The organism is Bacteroides sp. GD17 (genome assembly GCF_038448625.1).
Lineage (GTDB): Bacteria > Bacteroidota > Bacteroidia > Bacteroidales > Bacteroidaceae > Bacteroides.
The window spans coordinates 168,815-186,160 of the sequence record NZ_JBCEZS010000012.1 but is presented as its reverse complement, the minus strand read 5'-3'; the positions used below and the strand labels follow the sequence as shown (position 1 = coordinate 186,160).

The window sequence follows — 17,346 nt, the reverse complement described above, 5'->3', positions numbered from 1 at the left end:
GGGGCGACTGGGTGTCGGCGTCGGTCAGGGCGATGCGCCGGGGTGCGAGGGTGCCGGTGATGCGCTCGCGGGTGTGGGTGATGGGGTCTTCGGGGCCGGTGTAGGCGTATTCGGCACTCAGCGCGCGGGCTGCGGCGGGCAGGGGGAGGACGGCGGGCTGGGCGGTCCACTGGGCGGGGGTGCCGCTGCCGGAGCCGGAACCGCTGCCTGAGCCTGAACCGCTGCCGGAACTTGAACCTGAGCCTGAACCTGAACCGCTGCCTGAACNGAGGACGGCGGGCTGGGCGGTCCACTGGGCGGGGGTGCCGCTGCCGGAGCCGGAACCGCTGCCTGAGCCTGAACCGCTGCCGGAACTTGAACCTGAGCCTGAACCTGAACCGCTGCCTGAACCTGAGCCGGGATTGCCCGTGCTGCTGCTTGTTCCTTCGGCTGTGCACGTCAGGGTTTGGGTGAGGGTTCCGTCGCTGTTGGCGCCGATGCTTCCGGTTTGGGCGGCGTCGAGGGGGATGGTGGCGTCGTCGTCGGCGTAGAGGGTGATGCGGACGGTGACGCAGTCGCCCGCCTGCCACTGGCCGGTGAGGGGGGAGGTGCGGGTGGAGGCGGCGGAATTGCCGGATGTGCCGGAGATGCCGGAGATGTCGGAATTGCCGGAGGCTTCTGCTTCATAGCCGGGCTTCGCGCCCAGGTCGAGGACGAGGGTGGCGGGGGAGTCGGGCTGCGCGGTGCTTCCGTTGTCCATCAGCTCGTCGGGCTGGCAGGCAGTGAAGAACACCGTCAGCAGGCAGAGGAGGCAGGCGGCGAGGTGGCGGAGGGGGGCGGCGAGGCAGCGGTAGTAACTGATTGCTCCGCAGCTGGTAGCCACCAGTCGGTAGTAACTCGATACTGCTCCGCCTGAAAGGGGAGCTGTCCGAAGGACTGAGGGGTCTTCCACGCCGCAGGGTCTTGCCGTGCACGAAGCTATGTGTAAAACCCCCTCCCCCCTTCGGGGTACTCCCCCTTTCAGGCGGGAGAGCTGGGGATGGTACTGCGCTATTACTTCCTTGGGATAGTATTGCGCTATTACTTCCTTGGGACAGCCCTGCGCTGTGCCTTCCTTGCGGTACTCCTGCGCCGTCATTTCCTGTCGTGCTTCCCCGTTGCGGCGGAAGCCCGTGTGCTGTATGTTCTTGTCTTTTGTCTTCATATCGTCGAGGTATTATTTGTAGGTGATTGTTTTCCAGTATCTGTATAAGGCGTACGTCCCGCCGTTGACATTCCAGTCATCGTACATCGTCTTGCTCAGGATAAGGTCGCAGTTCGTGGTGACGGCGTTCACGAAGATATTACTCCCGAGATTCCCGCTATCCGTCACGCCGGATATATCCAGGCGGGTGAGGGCGCGGCATTCTCTGAATGCGTAGTTTCCGATGTCCGTTGCCTCCGGCAGGCTGATGGATTTAAGGGCGCTGCAGGTGCTGAATGCGTTTTTCCCGATGTCCGTTGCCTCCGGCAGGCTGATGTACGTAAGGGCGCTGCAGTACTCGAATGCGCTGATTCCGATGTCCGTTGCCTCCGGCAGGCTGACGTACGTAAGGGCGCGGCAGTAGCTGAATGCGTAGTCCCTGATGTCCGTTGCCTCCGGCAGGCTGATGTACGTAAGGGCGCTGCAGTACTCGAATGCGCTGATTCCGATGTCCGTTGCCTCCGGCAGGCTGACGTACGTAAGGGCGCGGCAGTAGCTGAATGCGTAGTCCCTGATGTCCGTTGCCTCCGGCAGGCTGACGGACTTAAGGGCGTGGCAGTCGTAGAATGCGCTGATTCCGATGTCCGTAGCCTTCGGCAGGCTGACGGACGTGAGGGCGCTGCAGTAGGCGAAAGCATTCTCTCCCGTCTCCGTCACCTCCGGCATACTGATGCTGCGCAGTTGGCGGTAGCGGTGGAGGGCACCCCAACTGCTGTTCGGGTCTCTCATCGGCAGCTTCGTCACCCCCGTCAGCAGCAGGTCGATGTAGCCGTTGGCGCCGTCGTAGAGGTCGGCGTTATTCTGCTTGTTGTAGTCCGGCTCGAATATCCCGTTCAGCGCCCGGCGCACGTTCCTCAGCACCAGCTCGTCGCGGGTAATCTGCGGGGCGGTGGCGGGGTCGGCGGCGTCCGGGTCGTCCACCAGCTCCTGTCCTCCGCCGGAGATTACCCACACGGGGTTATCCTTGCAGAACAGCGTCGGGTCCAGCGGCTTCATCCCGTCGCCCTGCGCGATGCCGGGGGTGGAGGTGATGCCTTGCCCGCTGCCCGGGGCACTGTCGGGGTCGTCGTTGCCGGGGGTGAAGTCGGAAATCTGCGGCTCGCCCGCGATGCTGGCAACGGCGTGGCCCACGTGTACGGTGAGCGTCAGCAGTTGCCCGGCGCGGGGGGTGAGGGCGGTGGGCAGGGTCAGGGTGTAGGTCTTCTGCACGACGGGGTTGGCGGGACCGGCGGGGTTGGTGGTGCCGTCGGAGAAGTCCGGGTCGCCCTCGGCGGTGAACTTCGTCGTCACCTTGGCGGAGAGGATGACGAGGGGGGTGCTTCCTCCCAGCGCCTGGCCCGGCGTGAGGTTTCCGAAGATGACTTGTTGCAGGCTGCGGTCTCCCAAGTCGGGGTCGTGGGCGAGGAGGCCCGGCATGTCTCGGCCGGGGTCGGTGGTCACTATCCGGCTGGGGGTGGCGGCGCTCCGCATCCCGGCGTGGGGCGCGGTTTCGCCGTTGGTTCCTGCGGCCGGGCATTCCACGCTGAACACGCGCACGCCCTTGTCGCACACCATCCGCAGCCGCACGCCCGCGCTCTGCAAGCTCAACGGCAGGCTCAGCGTATATCCGGTGGAGACGGTGAGCGGCGTTTCATCCATCCCCAGCGTCAGGGCGAAGGGGAGGGGGAAGAGGGTGCTTCCGTCCTGCATCGGCTGGTTCTCTGCATCCAGCCCTGCGATGCCCGTCAGTACGGCGTTCTGACTGACAGATGCCACGCTGGCCTGGAACTCCTGCCCCGTGGCCGTTGCGCAGAGGCGTGTTCCGCCGGCGTAGGTCAGGGCGAGGGCGGCATCTACGTTATACTCTCCCGTCTGCACGATGCTGCTGCCACTGCCTCCGTGCGGCAAACTCTTCTCCAAAGTAATGCTGAAGGGGGCGCTGCCGCTGAGGGTGAAGGGGACGTAGGAGGTGGTGGCGCGCGTCTGTGCGTCGGCGGCAAGGGTGCGCGTCTGCGCGTCCGAGACTGCTGTGCGTGTCTGTACATCCCCCTCTGCCTGCAGCAGGGCGCTCAGGGTCAGGGGCACGGGTTGTCCGTTGCCGGTTCCTGTCAGCTCGTCGCTTTGGCAGGAGGTGAGCATGGCCACCAGGAAGCAGATGGCGGCCAGGGCGATGAGGGCGAGGAGAAGTGTCCGCGCCACTCTGTTGGGCTTGGCGGACATCTTGCTTGCTCCGCGGCCTGCTGCCATCAGGCGGTAGTAACTCATTGCTCCGCCTGAAAGGGGAGCTGTCCGAAGGACTGAGGGGTCTTCCATGCCGCAAGGTGCTGCCACGCCGCAAGGGCTTTCAGTTAATCCGGCTGTGAGAGAGGTTGTGCGCGAAACCCCCTCCCCGCTTCGCGGTACTCCCCCTTTGGCTGACGCCGACCGTTGGTTCAGGCGGGAGAGTTGAGATAGTTCTGCCGTGTGCGTCCCTTTCGGTGTGCCGTCGTCGGGATAGCCCGGTGCTTTCATTACTGGTTGTGCTTCCCCGTTCCGGCGGAAGCTCTTTTCCTGTAGGTTTCTATCTGTTGTCTTCATATTGTCTTCTGCTTACTCATAAATCATAAATCATAAATCATAAATCGTCACTCTCCTTCATAGCTCCAGTCAATGAACGGCGCGTGCGTGCTTCCCTGCGTGAGGGTTCCTGCGCTTCCCGTTCCGTCTCCCCAGATGCCGGCGGCGGACCAGGTGCGCTCCTCGATGCTCAGGCTACCGTCCGCCGCAAGGATGGGCGTGCGGACGGAGAGGAGGCTGCCGTCGGAGTTGAAGATGCCGTCGTCGGGCTTGGTGGCGGTGGTGATGGCAGTGTAGGCGGCGGTGAGGAGCCCGGCGTCGGTGAGGGGGTGATAGCCCTGGCCCCAGTAGGCGCTGTTGACACCGAGGTTGGCGTCGGGGTAGCCGGTGTAGCTACCTTCGCGGCCGTCGTTCTTGATGGGGGAGACGCAGGCGGAGGTGATGGCGGTGTAGTCGTATGGGGTGAATTTACCGCCTATCAGCTGGTTGCTGCTGCCCGGGGCGTTGGTGGCGTAGCAGGAGACGATGGAGGAGTTGCCGCCATCCGCTCCAAGTTGCCCTACGAGGGCATCCTTATATTGGGCGTTGTCCGCTGTGGTGCGGATGGCGTAGCAGCCGTAGAGGTGGCTATTGTTGTAATAGCCCGCTATGCCGCCACTGCGGACGGCGTTGTTGCCGGTGGCGGTGCAGTCGGAAGTGTAGCAGGCGGATAGGCGGCTGTTTTTATTAGTTGTACCTGCGAGGCCACCGGCGTTGAAGAATGCATCTTTCACCGTGCAGTGCCGGGCGTGGCAGCGGGTGAGGTGACTGCTGTCGGTGTATCCCACCAGGCCGCCTGTAAACCTTCCCCCAGTGACGGTGCAGTCCGTGGCGCTGCATAGGGCGAGGGTGCAGTTTATGGCAAATCCGGCGAGGGTGCCGACATCGCTGTTGGTGCCGATGCCCGTCACGCTTGCTTCGCGGAGGTGCAGGTTGTAGAGGAGGGCGCCTTGGGCATAGCCGAGGAGGCCGACATTGCCTGCATCGCTTTCGATGGTCATGCCGATGATGGTGTGCCCGTTGCCGTGGAGGGTGCCGGTGAAGCGGGCAAGGTAGTCTTTGCCGATAGGCGTCCAGCGGTAATCGGCAGGATTCCCGTTCCGCCCGGGGGTGAGGTCGATGTCGGTCATGAGGATGTACTTCCCGCTGAGGTTGTTGGCGATGGCTTCCAGCCCTTCCCTGTCGTAGATGGCTGTGTAGCCGGGGGGTACGGTGGTGGTGGTGCCTTGGTCGTCCCAGCCGGGGGCGTCGGTGCCGCTGACGGGGATGGCGGTGGCGGAGCCGGGCTGGAGGAGGAGGCGGTAGGTGTAGCTACGGCTGGTGATGATGGGCTGGCCGTTGGAATTCTGCTTGCCCGCGTCGGTGATGGGGAGGACGAGGGTGGAGCCGTCGGCAAGGGTGAGGGTGAGGCTGTGGAGGGTGCAGTTGGCAGCGCAGATGGCTTGGTAGAGCACGTCGGCGGAGGCGGCTGCGGGGGCGAGGGGGACGGTGGTGGAGGGGAGGCCGTTGTTGAGGCCGACGAGGTTGGCGTCTATGGCGGTGACGGGGGTGTTCAGCCGGTTGTCGATGTCGGTGATGCGGACAAGGTTGTTGAAGTGGTAGAACGTCAGGGTGAGGGCGCCGGAGGGGGAAAGGGTGATGGTGCTCTGGATGAGGCTTGCTTCGAGGACGTCGTGAAAGCGGGTTTTCCCGTCGGCAGGGGAGAGCTCGCCATCAAGGGCGGTGTTAGCGGCATTAAGGTAGTCGCCATCGGTGGTGTAGGGGGGGGTTTCTCCGTCGTAGAAGGCATCGAGGAGGTCCCAGCTCTGCAGGTGCTGCGGCAGGACGAGGGTGGGGCTGAGGGCCCAGCTGCCGTCAGTCTGCAGGGTGGCGGTGGAGAGGTGGGTGGTAAAGGGCTGACTGCCATCTCCCGAGACGCTCAGTCTGAGGTGCAGCACGTCGCCGGGCACGAAGCGGAGCTTCACGGTGTGGGTGGCGAGGTCGTAGCCGTCGGGGTCGGTGTCGGCGGTGGCGCGGGTGGCGGGGGCGGCATCGGCATTGCGGGTGGCTGCGGCATCGCCTCCCATCGGCAGGATGTCGGCCTGCAGGGTGCTGAGGGTGATGTACGTGCCGTCGGGGCCGTTGCCGGGGAGGTCGTCGGTCTGGCAGGCGGCGAGGAGGGCAAGAAGGGCGAGGACGAGGAGGCACGGCAAGCCGAAGTGAGATTTCCGACTGAAGGAAGATTGCGGACTGAAGTGAGATTGCCGACTGAAGCAAGACTGCAAGCCGAAGCGAGATTTCCGACTGAAGGAAGATTGCGGATCGGAGCAAGCGTTGCGCAATGGTGTAAGGTTCCGTTGGGTATAAACTGTTGTTTTCATCGTTATGTTGTTATTAAAAAGGATTATTGTTTTCGTTTCATTCTCTTTTGCCGCAAGGGGCTATCTCCGGCTGCTCCTCGCTCTTAGAGGGAGAGCTGAGTTACTTCTGCTTGCGAGGACTATCTCCAGCTCCCCCTCTAAGTTAGAGGGGGTGCCCGTAGGGCGGGGGCGTGTGTGGATGCGTTGCGCAGCCCCTTCAAGGCGGGATACTCCTGCGTCGTCATTTCCTTTGAGATACTTCTGCGTTGTGCTTTCACACACGCCCTCCCCCCTTCGGGGTACTCCCTCTAACTTAGAGGGAGAGCCTGGGATGCCCGCGCGCGCTATTCGAGGAATTGTATCTCTTTCCATCGGCAGTTGTGGAAGCGCACCAGCGGGCCCGTCGTCCCTCCCTCCGCGTCCGTGCAGGCGGGGCGCAGGGCGGGGTTGAGGATGAGGGTGCATTGGTTGGTGCGGTCGGTGCCGCCGTAGTAAGCCTGGTCATAGCCTATGCCGTTGAAGGCGAAGCTGTGCACCTGGCTTTCATCCGTCACGCCGGAGAGGTCGAGGCGGGTGAGGACGGGGCAAGCGTCGAATGCGTTTATTCCGATGCTCTGAACCGCGGGCAGGCTGAGGGTGGTGAGGGCTTTGCAGCCGGTGAATGTGCTGTTTCCAATGCTCTGTGCCTTGGGCAGACTGATGCTGGTGAGGGCGTAGCAGTTGCTGAATGCGTAGCTTTCGATGCTCCGGGCCTCGGGCAGGTTGATGTTGGTGAGGACGGTGCAGTAGATGAATGCGCTGCTTCCGATGCTCTGTGCCTCGGGCAGGCTGAGGGTGGTGAGGGCGCTGCAATCGGTAAATGCGCTGCTTCCGATGCTCTGTGCCTCGGGCAGGCTGAGGGTAGTGAGGGCTTTGCAGGAGCGGAATGCTTGGCTTCCGATGTTCTGTGCCGCGGGTAGGCTGACGGTGGTGAGGGCGCAGCCCAGGAATGCTTCTTTTCCGATGTTCTGCACCTTGGGCAGGTTGACGGTGGTGAGGGCGCAGCCGTAGAATGCGGAGTTTCCGATGCTCTGCACCTCGGGCAGGCTGGCGGTGGTGAGGGCGCGGCCGTACTGGAATGCGTAGTCTCCGATGCTCTGTGCCTTGGGTAGGCTGAGGCTGCGCAGTTGCTGGCCGTATTCGAATGCGCCATTCGCCACTTCCGTCACGTCGGCCAGCGTCAGGTGGACGTAGCCGTTCGTGCCGTCGTACTGGGAGCCGGGGCCGGTGCCGGGCTCTACCATCTTGAAGATGTTCTTCAGCGCCGTCACCACATTCTCCTCCACCGTTTGGTTCTTCGTCTTTCCGGTGCTGTTGTACTCGTCCGTTCCTCCTCCGGAGATAATCCATCGGGGGTTGTCCAGTCCGTTGAATAGGTTGGTGTCCAGCGTGTTCAGTCCGTCGCCGTAGATGGTTCCCTGGGCGTCGGCGTCGGGGCCGGTGCGGAGGAAGACGGTTTCGGCATCGTCCACGGTTCGCTTCCAGCCGGGGGCGTAGGGGCGGGCGGCGTCGGGGTTCTGCAGGGCGTCGAAGGCGGGGGCGGTGGGCTGGCCGATGGCGCTGAGGGCGAAGAGGGGGAGGGCGTCGGGGGCTCCGCTTGAGGCGCGGGAGTTACTGATTGCTCCGCCTGAACCAACGGTCGGCGTCAGCCAAAGGGGAGCTGTCCGAAGGACTGAGGGGTCTCCCACGCCGCAGGGGCTTTCGGTGACGTTTTCTGTGCGTGAGGTTGTGCGTGAGACCCCCTCCCCGCTTCGCGGTACTCCCCCTTTCAGGCGGGAGAGTTGAGATACTCCGTCATCGCAGGGCAGATGCAGCAACGCGGTCGTTCCCTGTGCGGCGTACTGGTCGGCGGTCATTCCCTCGGGCGGGTTCTGGGCCGGGGGGGCGACGATGAAGTAGGTGGCGGTGGCATGTGCGGCGTCGCGCTCGGCCTGCGGGGTGTCGGCGGAGGCGAAGGTGAGGGCGAGGATGGCGCGGTCGGGCATCAGTCGGCATAGCTGCACGAGGGCGGTGCGGCGGGTCCACTGCGGTGCGGGCAGGTGGAGGGTGCGGGGTCGGCCGTCGGGGGGCGACTGGGTGTCGGCGTCGGTCAGGGCGATGCGCCGGGGTGCGAGGGTGCCGGTGATGCGCTCGCGGGTGTGGGTGATGGGGTCTTCGGGGCCGGTGTAGGCGTACTGGGCGCTCAGCGCGCGGGCTGCGGCGGGCAGGGGGAGGACGGCGGGCTGGGCGGTCCACTGGGCGGGGGTGCTGCTGCCGGAGCCGGAGCTGCTGCCTGAGCCGGAACCGCTGCTTGCTGCAGCTGTGCACGTCAGGGTTTGGGTGAGGGTTCCGTCGCTGTTGGCGCCGATGTTTCCGGTTTGGGCGGCGTCGAGGGGGATGGTGGCGTCGTCGTCGGCGTAGAGGGTGAGGCGGACGGTGACGCAGTCGCCCGCCTGCCACTGGCCGGTGAGGGGGGAGGTGCGGGTGGAGGCGGCGGAATTGCCGGATGTGCCGGAGACGCCGGAATTGCCGGAGATGCCGGATGTGCCGGAGGCTTCTGCTTCATAGCCGGGCTTCGCGCCCAGGTCGAGGACGAGGGTGGCGGGGGAGTCGGGCTGCGCGGTGCTTCCGTTGTCCATCAGCTCGTCGGGCTGGCAGGCGGAGAGGAGGACGGTCAGCAGGCAGAGGAGGCAGGCGGAGAGGCGGCGGAGGGAGGCGGTGAGGCGGCGGAGTAACTTAATTGCTCCGCAAGCTCCCGTCAGTCGGTAGTAATTAATTGCTCCGCGGCTGGTAGCCACCAGTCGGTAGTAACTGATTGCTCCGCCTGAAAGGGGAGCTGTCCGAAGGACTGAGGGGTCTTCCACGCCGCAGGGTCTTGCAGTATATGAGGCCGTGTGCGAAACCCCCTCCCCCCTTCGGGGTACTCCCCCTTTTAGGCGGGAGAATTGAGTTACTTCTGCTTGCGGGAGTATCTCCAGCTCCCCCTCTAAGTTAGAGGGAGTACCCCGGAGGGGGGAGGGCGTGTGTGAAGGCACAGCGCAGCACTGTCCCAAGGAAATGACGGCGCAGGGCTATCCCAAGGAAATGACAGCGCAGGGCTGTCCCAAGGAAGTAATAACGCAGTACTATCCCCAGCTCTCCCGCCTGAACCAACGGTCGGCGCAAGCCCAAGGGGAGTTGTCCCGCAGGGACTGAGGGGTCTTCCACGCCGCAGGGTCTTGCAGTGTATGAGGCCGTGTGCGAAACCCCCTCCCCGCTTCGCGGTACTCCCCCTTTGGCTTGCGCCGACCGTTGGTTCAGGCGGGAGAGCTGGGGATAGTACTGCGCTATTACTTCCTTGGGACAGCCCTGCGCTGTCATTTCCTTGGGATAGCCCTGCGCCGTCATTTCCTTGCGGTACTCCTGCGCCTTCATTTCCTGCCCTGCTTCCCCGTTGCGGTGGAAGCCCGTGTGCTGTATGTTCTTGTCTTTTGTCTTCATATCGTTGAGGTATTATTTGTAGGTGATTGTTTTCCAGTAGCTGTATAAGGCGTACGTCCCGCCGTTGACTTTTTCGGCATCGTACAGTGCCTTGCTCAGGATAAGGTCGCAGTTCGTGGTGACGGCGTCCTGGAAGATTTCACTCCCGAGCTTCCAGTTATCCGTCACGCCGGAGATGTCCAGGTGGGTGAGGGCGCTGCAGTAGTAGAATGCGTAGTTCTCGATGTCCGTTGCCTCCGGCAGGCTGACGGACTTAAGGGCGCGGCAGTTCATGAATGCGAATCTCCCGATATTCATTGCCTCCGGCAGGCTGATGGACTTAAGGGCGATGCAGCTTTCGAATGCGGTGTCTCCGATGCCCGTTGCCTTCGGCAGGCTGACGGCCGTAAGGGCGATGCAGTTGCTGAATGCGCTGATTCCGATGCCCGTTGCCTCCGGCAGACTGACGTACGTAAGGGCACTGCAGTCGCTGAATGTTTGGTTCACGATGTCCGTAGCCTTCGGCAGGCTGACGGACGTGAGGGCGCTGCAGTAGGCGAATGCATTCTCTCCCGTCTCCGTCACCTCCGGCATACTGATGCTGCGCAGTTGGCGGTAGCGGTAGAAGGCACCCGTGTTGTCGTTCGGGTCGCTCATCGGCAGCTTCGTCACCCCCGTCAGCACCAGGTCGATGTAGCCGTTGGCGCCGTCGTAGAGGTCGTTGTCGTCATTCCATTCGCTGTAGTCCGGCTCGAATATCCCGTTCAGCGCCCGCCGCACGTTCCTCAGCACCAGCTCGTCGCGGGTAATCTGCGGGGCGTTGGCGGGGTCGGCGGCGTCCGGGTCGTCCACCAGTTGCTGTCCTCCGCCGGAGATTACCCACACGGGGTTATCCTTGCAGAACAGCATCGGGTCCAGCGGCTGCATCCCGTCGCCCTGCGCGATGCCGGGGGTGGAGGTGATGCCTTGCCCGCTGCCCGGGGCACTGTCGGGGTCGTCGTTGCCGGGGGTGAAGTCCGAAATCTGCGGCTCGCCCGCGATGCTGGCAAGGGCGTGGCCCACGTGTACGGTGAGCGTCAGCAGCTGCCCGGCGCGGGGGGTGAGGGCGGTGGGCAGGGTCAGGGTGTAGGTCTTCTGCACGACGGGGTTGGCGGGACCGGCGGGGTTGGTGGTGCCGTCGGAGAAGTCCGGGTCGCCCTCGGCGGTGAAGTTCGTCGTCACCTTGGCGGAGAGGATGACGAGGGGGGTGGTGCCTTGGCTGCTTCCTCCCAGCGCCTGGCCCGGCGTGAGGTTTCCGAAGATGACTTGCTGCAGGCTGCGGTCTCCCAGGTCGGGGTCGTGGGCGAGGAGGCCCGGCATATCCCTTCCGGGGTCGGTGGTCACTATCCGGCTGGGGGTGGCGGCGCTCCGCATCCCGGCGTGGGGCGCGGTTTCGCCGTTGGTTCCCGCGGCCGGACATTCCACGCTGAACACGCGCACGCCCTTGTCGCACACCATCCGCAGCCGCACGCCCGCGCTCTGCAGGCTCAACGGCAGGCTCAGCGTGTATCCGGCGGAGACGGTGAGCGGCATTTCATCCATCCCCAGCGTCAGGGCGAAGGGGAGGGGGAAGAGGGTGCTTCCGTCCTGCATCGGCTGGTTCTCCGCATCCAGCCCTGCGATGCCCGTCAGCACGGCGCTCTGACCGACGGATGCCACGCTGGCCCGGAACTCCTGCCCCGTGGCGGTGGCGCAGAGGCGCGTTCCGCCGGCGTACGTCAGGCTGAGGTTAGGGTTCAGGGTGTAGCTTCCGTTCTGCTCCACGCTGGAGGTTCCGCCTTGCAGCTGCTTCTTCAGTGTGATACTGAGGGGGGCGCTGGCGGCCGGGGTGAAGGGGACATCGGTGGTGGCAGCTGCACGGGTCTGTGCATACCCTTCGGCTTTCAGGCTGGCGCTCAGGCCCAGGGGCACGGGCTGTCCGTTGTCCGGTTCCGTCAACTCTTCGCCTTGGCAGCTCACCAGGAAGAGCATTACCAGACTGATGACGGCCAAGGGGATGATGGTGATGAGGAGTATCTGCACTATTCTGCTTTCCGTTGTTTTTATCTTCATGTCATTCTATGGCTTATGGGGTGATTGATTCGTTTCTGTTACTGCTCTTCCGTCCCGAAGTCGCCCAAGTCCGTCTCCTCCCAGGGAGCGAGGGTGGCGGTGGCGGCGAGTTCGTGCACGTCGGTGAAGTCCGCGGTGATGGTGAGCCGCGTTCCGGCCGCTATCTGTGCAGGCTTTCCGGCGGTGGCCGAGGCTACGCTGTAGTAGATGGGCAGGCTTCCCGGTCCGGGCAGGGCGCCCGGTTGGCTGCTTGTGAGGCCGAGGTTATAGTCGAGGTATCCCAGCAGGGAGTGGTCGGGGACGGTGATGGCGGCAGTGCCGTCAGTGGCCGTCGCTTCTTGGGCGCCGGGGACGTTGCCCGTGGTGAGGTAAGCCCTGAAGGTGTGGTAGGCCTTGCCGTCGGGGTTGTCGGTGCTGGCGTTGCCCGCCGGGGTGCTGCCTGCATTCCAGGCCGTGACGTCCTGTGCCGTGGCGCCGTAAGCATCGGCACCGGACAGGCGTACGCGGAAGCTCGTTTCCGGCAGGTTGTCGGTGCCCACCAGTACCTTCAGTACGAGGCTGACGCGCTGGTGGCGCAACGTTCCGGTGAGTTGTCCGCGGCGGAAACCTGCGCCATCGGCGGTGTGCAGGGTGGCGTCGGTGCAGAGGAGGTGGTTGTTGAGGCGGTATCGGGCGCCGGGGGTGGCGCCACTGCTTCCGGGATTGCTGCCGCCGGAAGCCGCATCGCTCTGGTCGGCATAGTCGGTGGTAGCATCATACGCGGTGCTTCCGCCGTAGGTCTCGATGCTGAAGGCTCCTTTCGGGTCGATGTCCTCGATGTAGAGGGGATACGTATCGCCGGTGGTATCGACAGCTGGGTTGCTTCCGGGATTGCTTCCCGGGTCTACCTGCTGCCACGCGGCGGTGCTGCCGGACACCTTATATATATAGGTGGCCGTGAGCGCGGTCGGCGTCGTTCCGCCGCCGCTTCCTGTCGCCGCTTTGGGCGTGGCACTGACGCGGATGCAGTCTCCGTCTTCCCAAGCGTCATCGCTTGCGGTGGCAAGGCGCGTGTCATTAGCCTTCTGTCCTCCTCCGATGGCAGAGGAACCGATGGCAAGGGTCCCGATGCTGAGGGGTGTGTTCTCATTGGCTCCGTCCGCACCGTCGGCATTGAAGTTCTCCGATGTGCAGGCCGTAAGGGCGGCTGTCAGCATCAGCACTGTCGCCCACGCGGAAGTTATCATTTTCTTTCTTTTCATATTCTCGTCTTGTTTGTACTGTTATTATTCGCGTATCATTCCCAGTCGAAGCTTCCGCTTCCCGTCCGCTCGTTCCACGGCTCTATCTCAAGTTTGCCCACTGCGAGCCCGCTCTTGCTGACGGTGACGGTGTATACATACCGGACGCCCGCCTCAAGCGTCAGCCCTCCCGTGTCGGACATGGAGTAGCGATTCTCCTGCGCCGTGCCTTCGTTCAGCGTAAGCGCGAGGAACTTCCCGGCACCCATGTCCAGCGTCTGCGGCGCCAGGGTGGCGGCGAAGGTATAGCTGCCATTACTCTCTGCATGCTTGCCCAGTACCACGGTTGCCGTGGCAATCTCTCCCGGCGTCCCGGTGCCGACGGTTGCCAGCTCCACGCCCGTATAGTCGTCCTTTATCTTCTCTACCTTCCGGTTGCGCACGGTCGTCATCCGGGCACCGTCCTTCTCGGCTGCGCTGAATTCGCTTCCGAAGCTCACGTTCACTTCCAGCCTTGCCATGAGGTGATGCAGCTTGGTGCCGTTGCCCGAACCTGCGGGATTGTCGGCTGTGCTGAAGTCGGGTGCCGTGCCCCAGGGCGTAGCAGCGGATTGTCCGGCCAGGTAATCGCTCTCCTGGTTGGCGGGCGGGGTGGCGCTGGGGGAGAAGAAGGCGGTGTAGATGTACGCTTGCAACTTATCCGTGCTGCCCGTAGCGTATTTGTCGAGCCTGTCCCAAAGGATGGGCGAATACTTGCCGTCCTTAGTGTCGATGCCGGCCGTACCGCCTTGATACTGCACGGGATATGTGCCGCTTCCGTTGGGCGCTACTTTGCCCGCTACGGTGGCTGCCAGATAGAGCATCCCTGCCTCACTGATGCCGCTGAGGGAGGTATTGGCAATGGCGATTTCATCGCTCTTCATGTCGCCTCCGTCCTGTGTCACCGTTCCCCAGGGGAGCACGTCGATGGAGCCTATGGCCAGTGCGGTAGGGATCAGCGTCAGATTCAGTACGTTCTTCGTGCCGGGTTGCAGCGTCAGTGCATCGGGCAGGGTGGCTTGGTAAGTCTGCCCGTTGCCCAGCGTCACGGTGAAGACGGTGCCGGTTGCCAGCGTCTGCGGTACGAGTAGCAGGGTAGGGGTGGTTCCATTGCCGACGGTCAGGGCGGGGTAGGTCTTCTTCTGTGCAGGGTCTGCGGTCAGGTTGATGCCGTCCAGCGTATAGGCGGCTGTCATTTCGGGCAGTACCAGGGTGGCTCCTTCCGGTGAAATGCCGGCGGGGAAACCGTCTCCGCGGGTCAGTGTCACGGCAAACTGTGCCATCAAGTGGCGGAAAGAGAGGGAAAGGCTGTTGGCAGTGTTTCCCGAAGCGGCAGTCAGCACTTCCGGCCCTGCGGCGAGCAGGTCTTTCAGACCGGTTATGGCGTCTTTGTCGGCATCATCCGGCGTGTGCAGGGCATAGAACTGGTCGGTAGAGGCAATCTCTTCTATATAATAAGGATGCGGCGTCGCTGTCCATGCGCTGGCAGCGGCATCGAAGGTGTAGGTGCGGCTGTCGGTCTGCTGCGCCTGGTTGCGCCACATCTCGAAGGTGGTCAGTCCGGCTGCTGTGGCGTCTGCAGGTACTTCTATATTCAGGGTGTTCAGAGAGACGGTGGTGCCTTCGGTCCAGGGGGAGATGCTGGCGGTGATGGCTGCCTGGTTGTTGTGCAGGGTCATGGTATAGGTATTCACCGTTCCGGCGGTCAGTGCCAGGCCGGCATCTATCTCGGCGATGTAGCTTTTTCCTTCGGCTGTGGTCAGGGTGATGCTTTTTCCTTCGCCGGCGGCTGTGGGCATCACGATGGCGGTGGCGGTGGTTCCGTCGGCACTCATCGGCAGTTCCAGGTCTTTACTGTCTCCTGTGGCGGTGAGGGCTTCGGCGGTCAGATTCCACGCTCCGTTGATGGCGGTTCCTGTCAGTACGGCTTTGGCGCCTGCCAGGTTCACGTCCTGGGTCGTGTCGTCGGTCACTACTTTCAGTACGAGTTTGCACAGGCGGTGTTCGAATATCAATGCCACGTTCGGTTTCCCGGAAGTGAGGCCGGTGATTTTCGTTGCTGTCATCAGGTCGATGGCAGACAGGTTGGTCTGGTCGGAGACATCTACCGGGACGGAGAGGTTGCTCGGTGTTACGGCTGTGGTGTGCGGGTAGTAAGCCAGAACATCCACTTGCATGTCTTCCGTTGGGAAGTAGGCAGTGTTTTCCGGGTCTGAGGGCTCAAAAAAGCCCTTTTCATCGAGGGTTTTGTACCTGTAGTTGGTCTTTTCGCCGGTAACGGTGGTGGTTTCTGCATTCAGCATGATGATGCCGATGGCATCGTTGGCTTGCCACTTGGCATCGGTTCCCTGGGAAACGATACCTGCATGAATGCTTAAGGAGACACGTTCGTTCGTTGGACACGTTTCGTCTTTGTCCGAACAGGCAGCCAGCACTGCTATGAGTGCCATGGCGGCGGTGAGGGTTCTGAAATGTTTCATACTTGGAGCAAATTAATATTGGTTACTTTTGCTGCAAATATGAGATTAATGGTGCAGGAAACTATTGCATTTTGTCCTAACGTTGTTGCATTTTGTCCTTTTGAGACGATTTTTCTTGCTCTTCTTGCATCTTCCGGTACTCCGTGGGGCTGATACCGTATTCTTTTCGGAACATACGATAGAAGGTGCTTGGTATATTGAAGCCGCAACTGAAAGCGATCGCTTCGATGGTCAGTTCGGAATGTTCATCGAGCATTTTGCGGGCTTCTTCTATCCTCATGATACGCATGTATTCCATGGGCGATTTTCCGGTAATGGCTCTTACGGCTTCGGTAAGTGTGTTTTTGTTTGTACGGAGTGCCGAGATGATGCTCTCCCGGCTGATATCGATGTTGGATATCCTGTTGTCGGAAAGCAGATACTCCCGGAACTGCGATACCAGTTCGCACTGTTCGGTGCTGGGCACAAATGCATCAGTCTCTTGGGGATCGGTCTCTTGGGGTTCGGTCGTCGAGGCTGCTGCTTTGCTACTTTGTATCACCCGTGCCAGTTCGTCCGCCAAGCTGTCTTTTTCCTTGATCTGCTTGTACAAGTTGCGGTTCTTGGTTGTTATTAACCGGTTGTAGTAGAAAACGCATATCAGCAATATCAACAGGATCAGGCATCCACCGAGTGCGAAAAGAAAATAATGGCGGTTGCGCTCCTTCTCGGCTATGTGTTTTTCCACTTCATACTGGGTGCGCAGTTCGTCGAACCGGGAACTGACTTCCGTATCGTACAATTCTTTGTTGGATGCAATGATCTCCTGATACGTGTCGAGTGCTTCGTCCACTTGTCCGGCCCGCATCAGGATCTCCATCTTTATCTCTTTGGCCGAGTTGATGTCGATTTCCGATTCCTGAACTTCCATCATGGCGCTGTCTATACTGGCGAGCGCTTCTTTATATTTGCCGCGCGACTGGAGAATCAGTGCCTTTGCCCGTAACATCTCGAAGTTGATAATACTGCTGTTGGTCATCTTTTCCAGTTTGGCAAGGTAGATTTCGGCCTTGTCGTACTCTTCAGTATCGATGTAATTGTTCATCAAAGCTGTGTTGTAGTTAACGCGGGCTGCAACGTCGGGTCTGCCGATGGTTTTCTCGAAACGTGCGATGGCTTTTTCGTATTCGGGCATCAGTTGCAGTGTTTCGGCATGGCGTTTTTGCGCACGCAGCGACATACATAGATATGCATAAGCCTGCGTCAGTATATTGTCGTAACCGGAAGTCTCCCATAACAGGCTGATGCACTCTCTGAGACACTTTTCCTGCTCCGGAAACCTCTTCTGGACGTTATAGATGGTGGAGGTGGCATAGAGTGCCGCACCCATGCCTGCTTTGTCATTCTGTGCTTTGGCCTTGTCGTACATTTCCCGGGCAGCTTCCGAAGCTCGCTCATAGTCCTCTTTCAAGTTATAAAGAGTGATGAGTTGCATGTGAATCTGGTAGTAGTATCTCCAAAGTTTATTATTCTTATAGAAATCAAGGTAACCGGGTATCTTACTTATTGCTTCGTCATACCTGCCTGCATTTACCAATGCTATGACGGTATTTCCATACACCATTCCCTGTGCGCTTACGTTGCCCTGCCTGACGGCTTCGGCTTCTGCCCGGTCGAACAGCGTCATCAGCGTATCCATCGCTTCTTTGTTGCCAGTGTCCGACATGTATAGAGTGTACAATCTGGCATAGGCCTTTAATTTGTCCTTGCCTTCGGATTGCTCAATGACGAGGTGTAGGGAATCCTTGAGTTGTTGCCGGGAATTCTGTGCCTGAACCGGCAGGATGAAACATAGGGTAAGGAATCCCAGTATGATAGCGATGCGTATTTTGCTTCTCATTTATAGATTGTTAGTATATGAGTCT

At 61.5% G+C, this 17,346-nt stretch carries 9 protein-coding genes; 2 read left to right on the top strand and 7 right to left on the bottom strand.

The features are described from left to right. Positions 1–1,195: 1,195 nt before the first annotated feature. Complete coding sequence (locus AAE250_RS17605) at positions 1,196–2,353, bottom strand: leucine-rich repeat domain-containing protein (RefSeq protein WP_342289189.1); 1,158 nt, start codon at positions 2,351–2,353, stop codon at positions 1,196–1,198. Between the two features lie 1,159 nt (positions 2,354–3,512). Here AAE250_RS17605 and AAE250_RS17600 point away from each other — a divergent pair. Further along, positions 3,513–3,650, top strand: coding sequence for a hypothetical protein (locus AAE250_RS17600; protein ID WP_342289188.1), 138 nt, complete (start codon positions 3,513–3,515; stop codon positions 3,648–3,650). Positions 3,651–3,825: 175 nt separating this feature from the next. Here the strand turns inward: AAE250_RS17600 and AAE250_RS17595 are convergent, their stop codons facing one another. Together AAE250_RS17595 and AAE250_RS17590 are read right to left on the bottom strand one after the other, a co-directional pair. After that, positions 3,826–6,156, bottom strand: a complete 2,331-nt coding sequence (locus AAE250_RS17595) for a hypothetical protein (protein WP_342289187.1) — start codon at positions 6,154–6,156, stop codon at positions 3,826–3,828. A gap of 323 nt (positions 6,157–6,479) precedes the next feature. Then, a complete protein-coding gene (locus AAE250_RS17590; protein WP_342289186.1) occupies positions 6,480–7,862 on the bottom strand; it encodes a leucine-rich repeat domain-containing protein in 1,383 nt (460 codons plus the stop codon). A gap of 1,312 nt (positions 7,863–9,174) precedes the next feature. Between AAE250_RS17590 and AAE250_RS17585 the strand changes: the two genes are divergently transcribed. Further along, positions 9,175–9,348, top strand: a complete 174-nt coding sequence (locus AAE250_RS17585; RefSeq protein ID WP_342289185.1) for a hypothetical protein — start codon at positions 9,175–9,177, stop codon at positions 9,346–9,348. A 297-nt stretch (positions 9,349–9,645) separates the two neighbouring features. Here AAE250_RS17585 and AAE250_RS17580 read toward each other — a convergent pair whose 3' ends face one another. From AAE250_RS17580 to AAE250_RS17565, 4 genes are all read right to left on the bottom strand, one after another. Next, on the bottom strand, positions 9,646–11,703 hold the full coding sequence (locus tag AAE250_RS17580; protein WP_342289184.1) for a leucine-rich repeat domain-containing protein: 2,058 nt from the start codon (positions 11,701–11,703) through the stop codon (positions 9,646–9,648). Positions 11,704–11,741: 38 nt separating this feature from the next. Next, entirely contained in the window at positions 11,742–12,944 is a 1,203-nt protein-coding gene (locus tag AAE250_RS17575; protein ID WP_294601244.1) for a hypothetical protein, read from the bottom strand. A 35-nt stretch (positions 12,945–12,979) separates the two neighbouring features. After that, entirely contained in the window at positions 12,980–15,442 is a 2,463-nt protein-coding gene (locus AAE250_RS17570; protein ID WP_294601246.1) for a fimbrillin family protein, read from the bottom strand. A gap of 76 nt (positions 15,443–15,518) precedes the next feature. Beyond that, positions 15,519–17,321 (bottom strand): helix-turn-helix domain-containing protein, encoded by a 1,803-nt coding sequence (locus AAE250_RS17565; protein WP_294601248.1) that lies wholly within the window; start codon positions 17,319–17,321, stop codon positions 15,519–15,521. Positions 17,322–17,346: the final 25 nt, after the last annotated feature.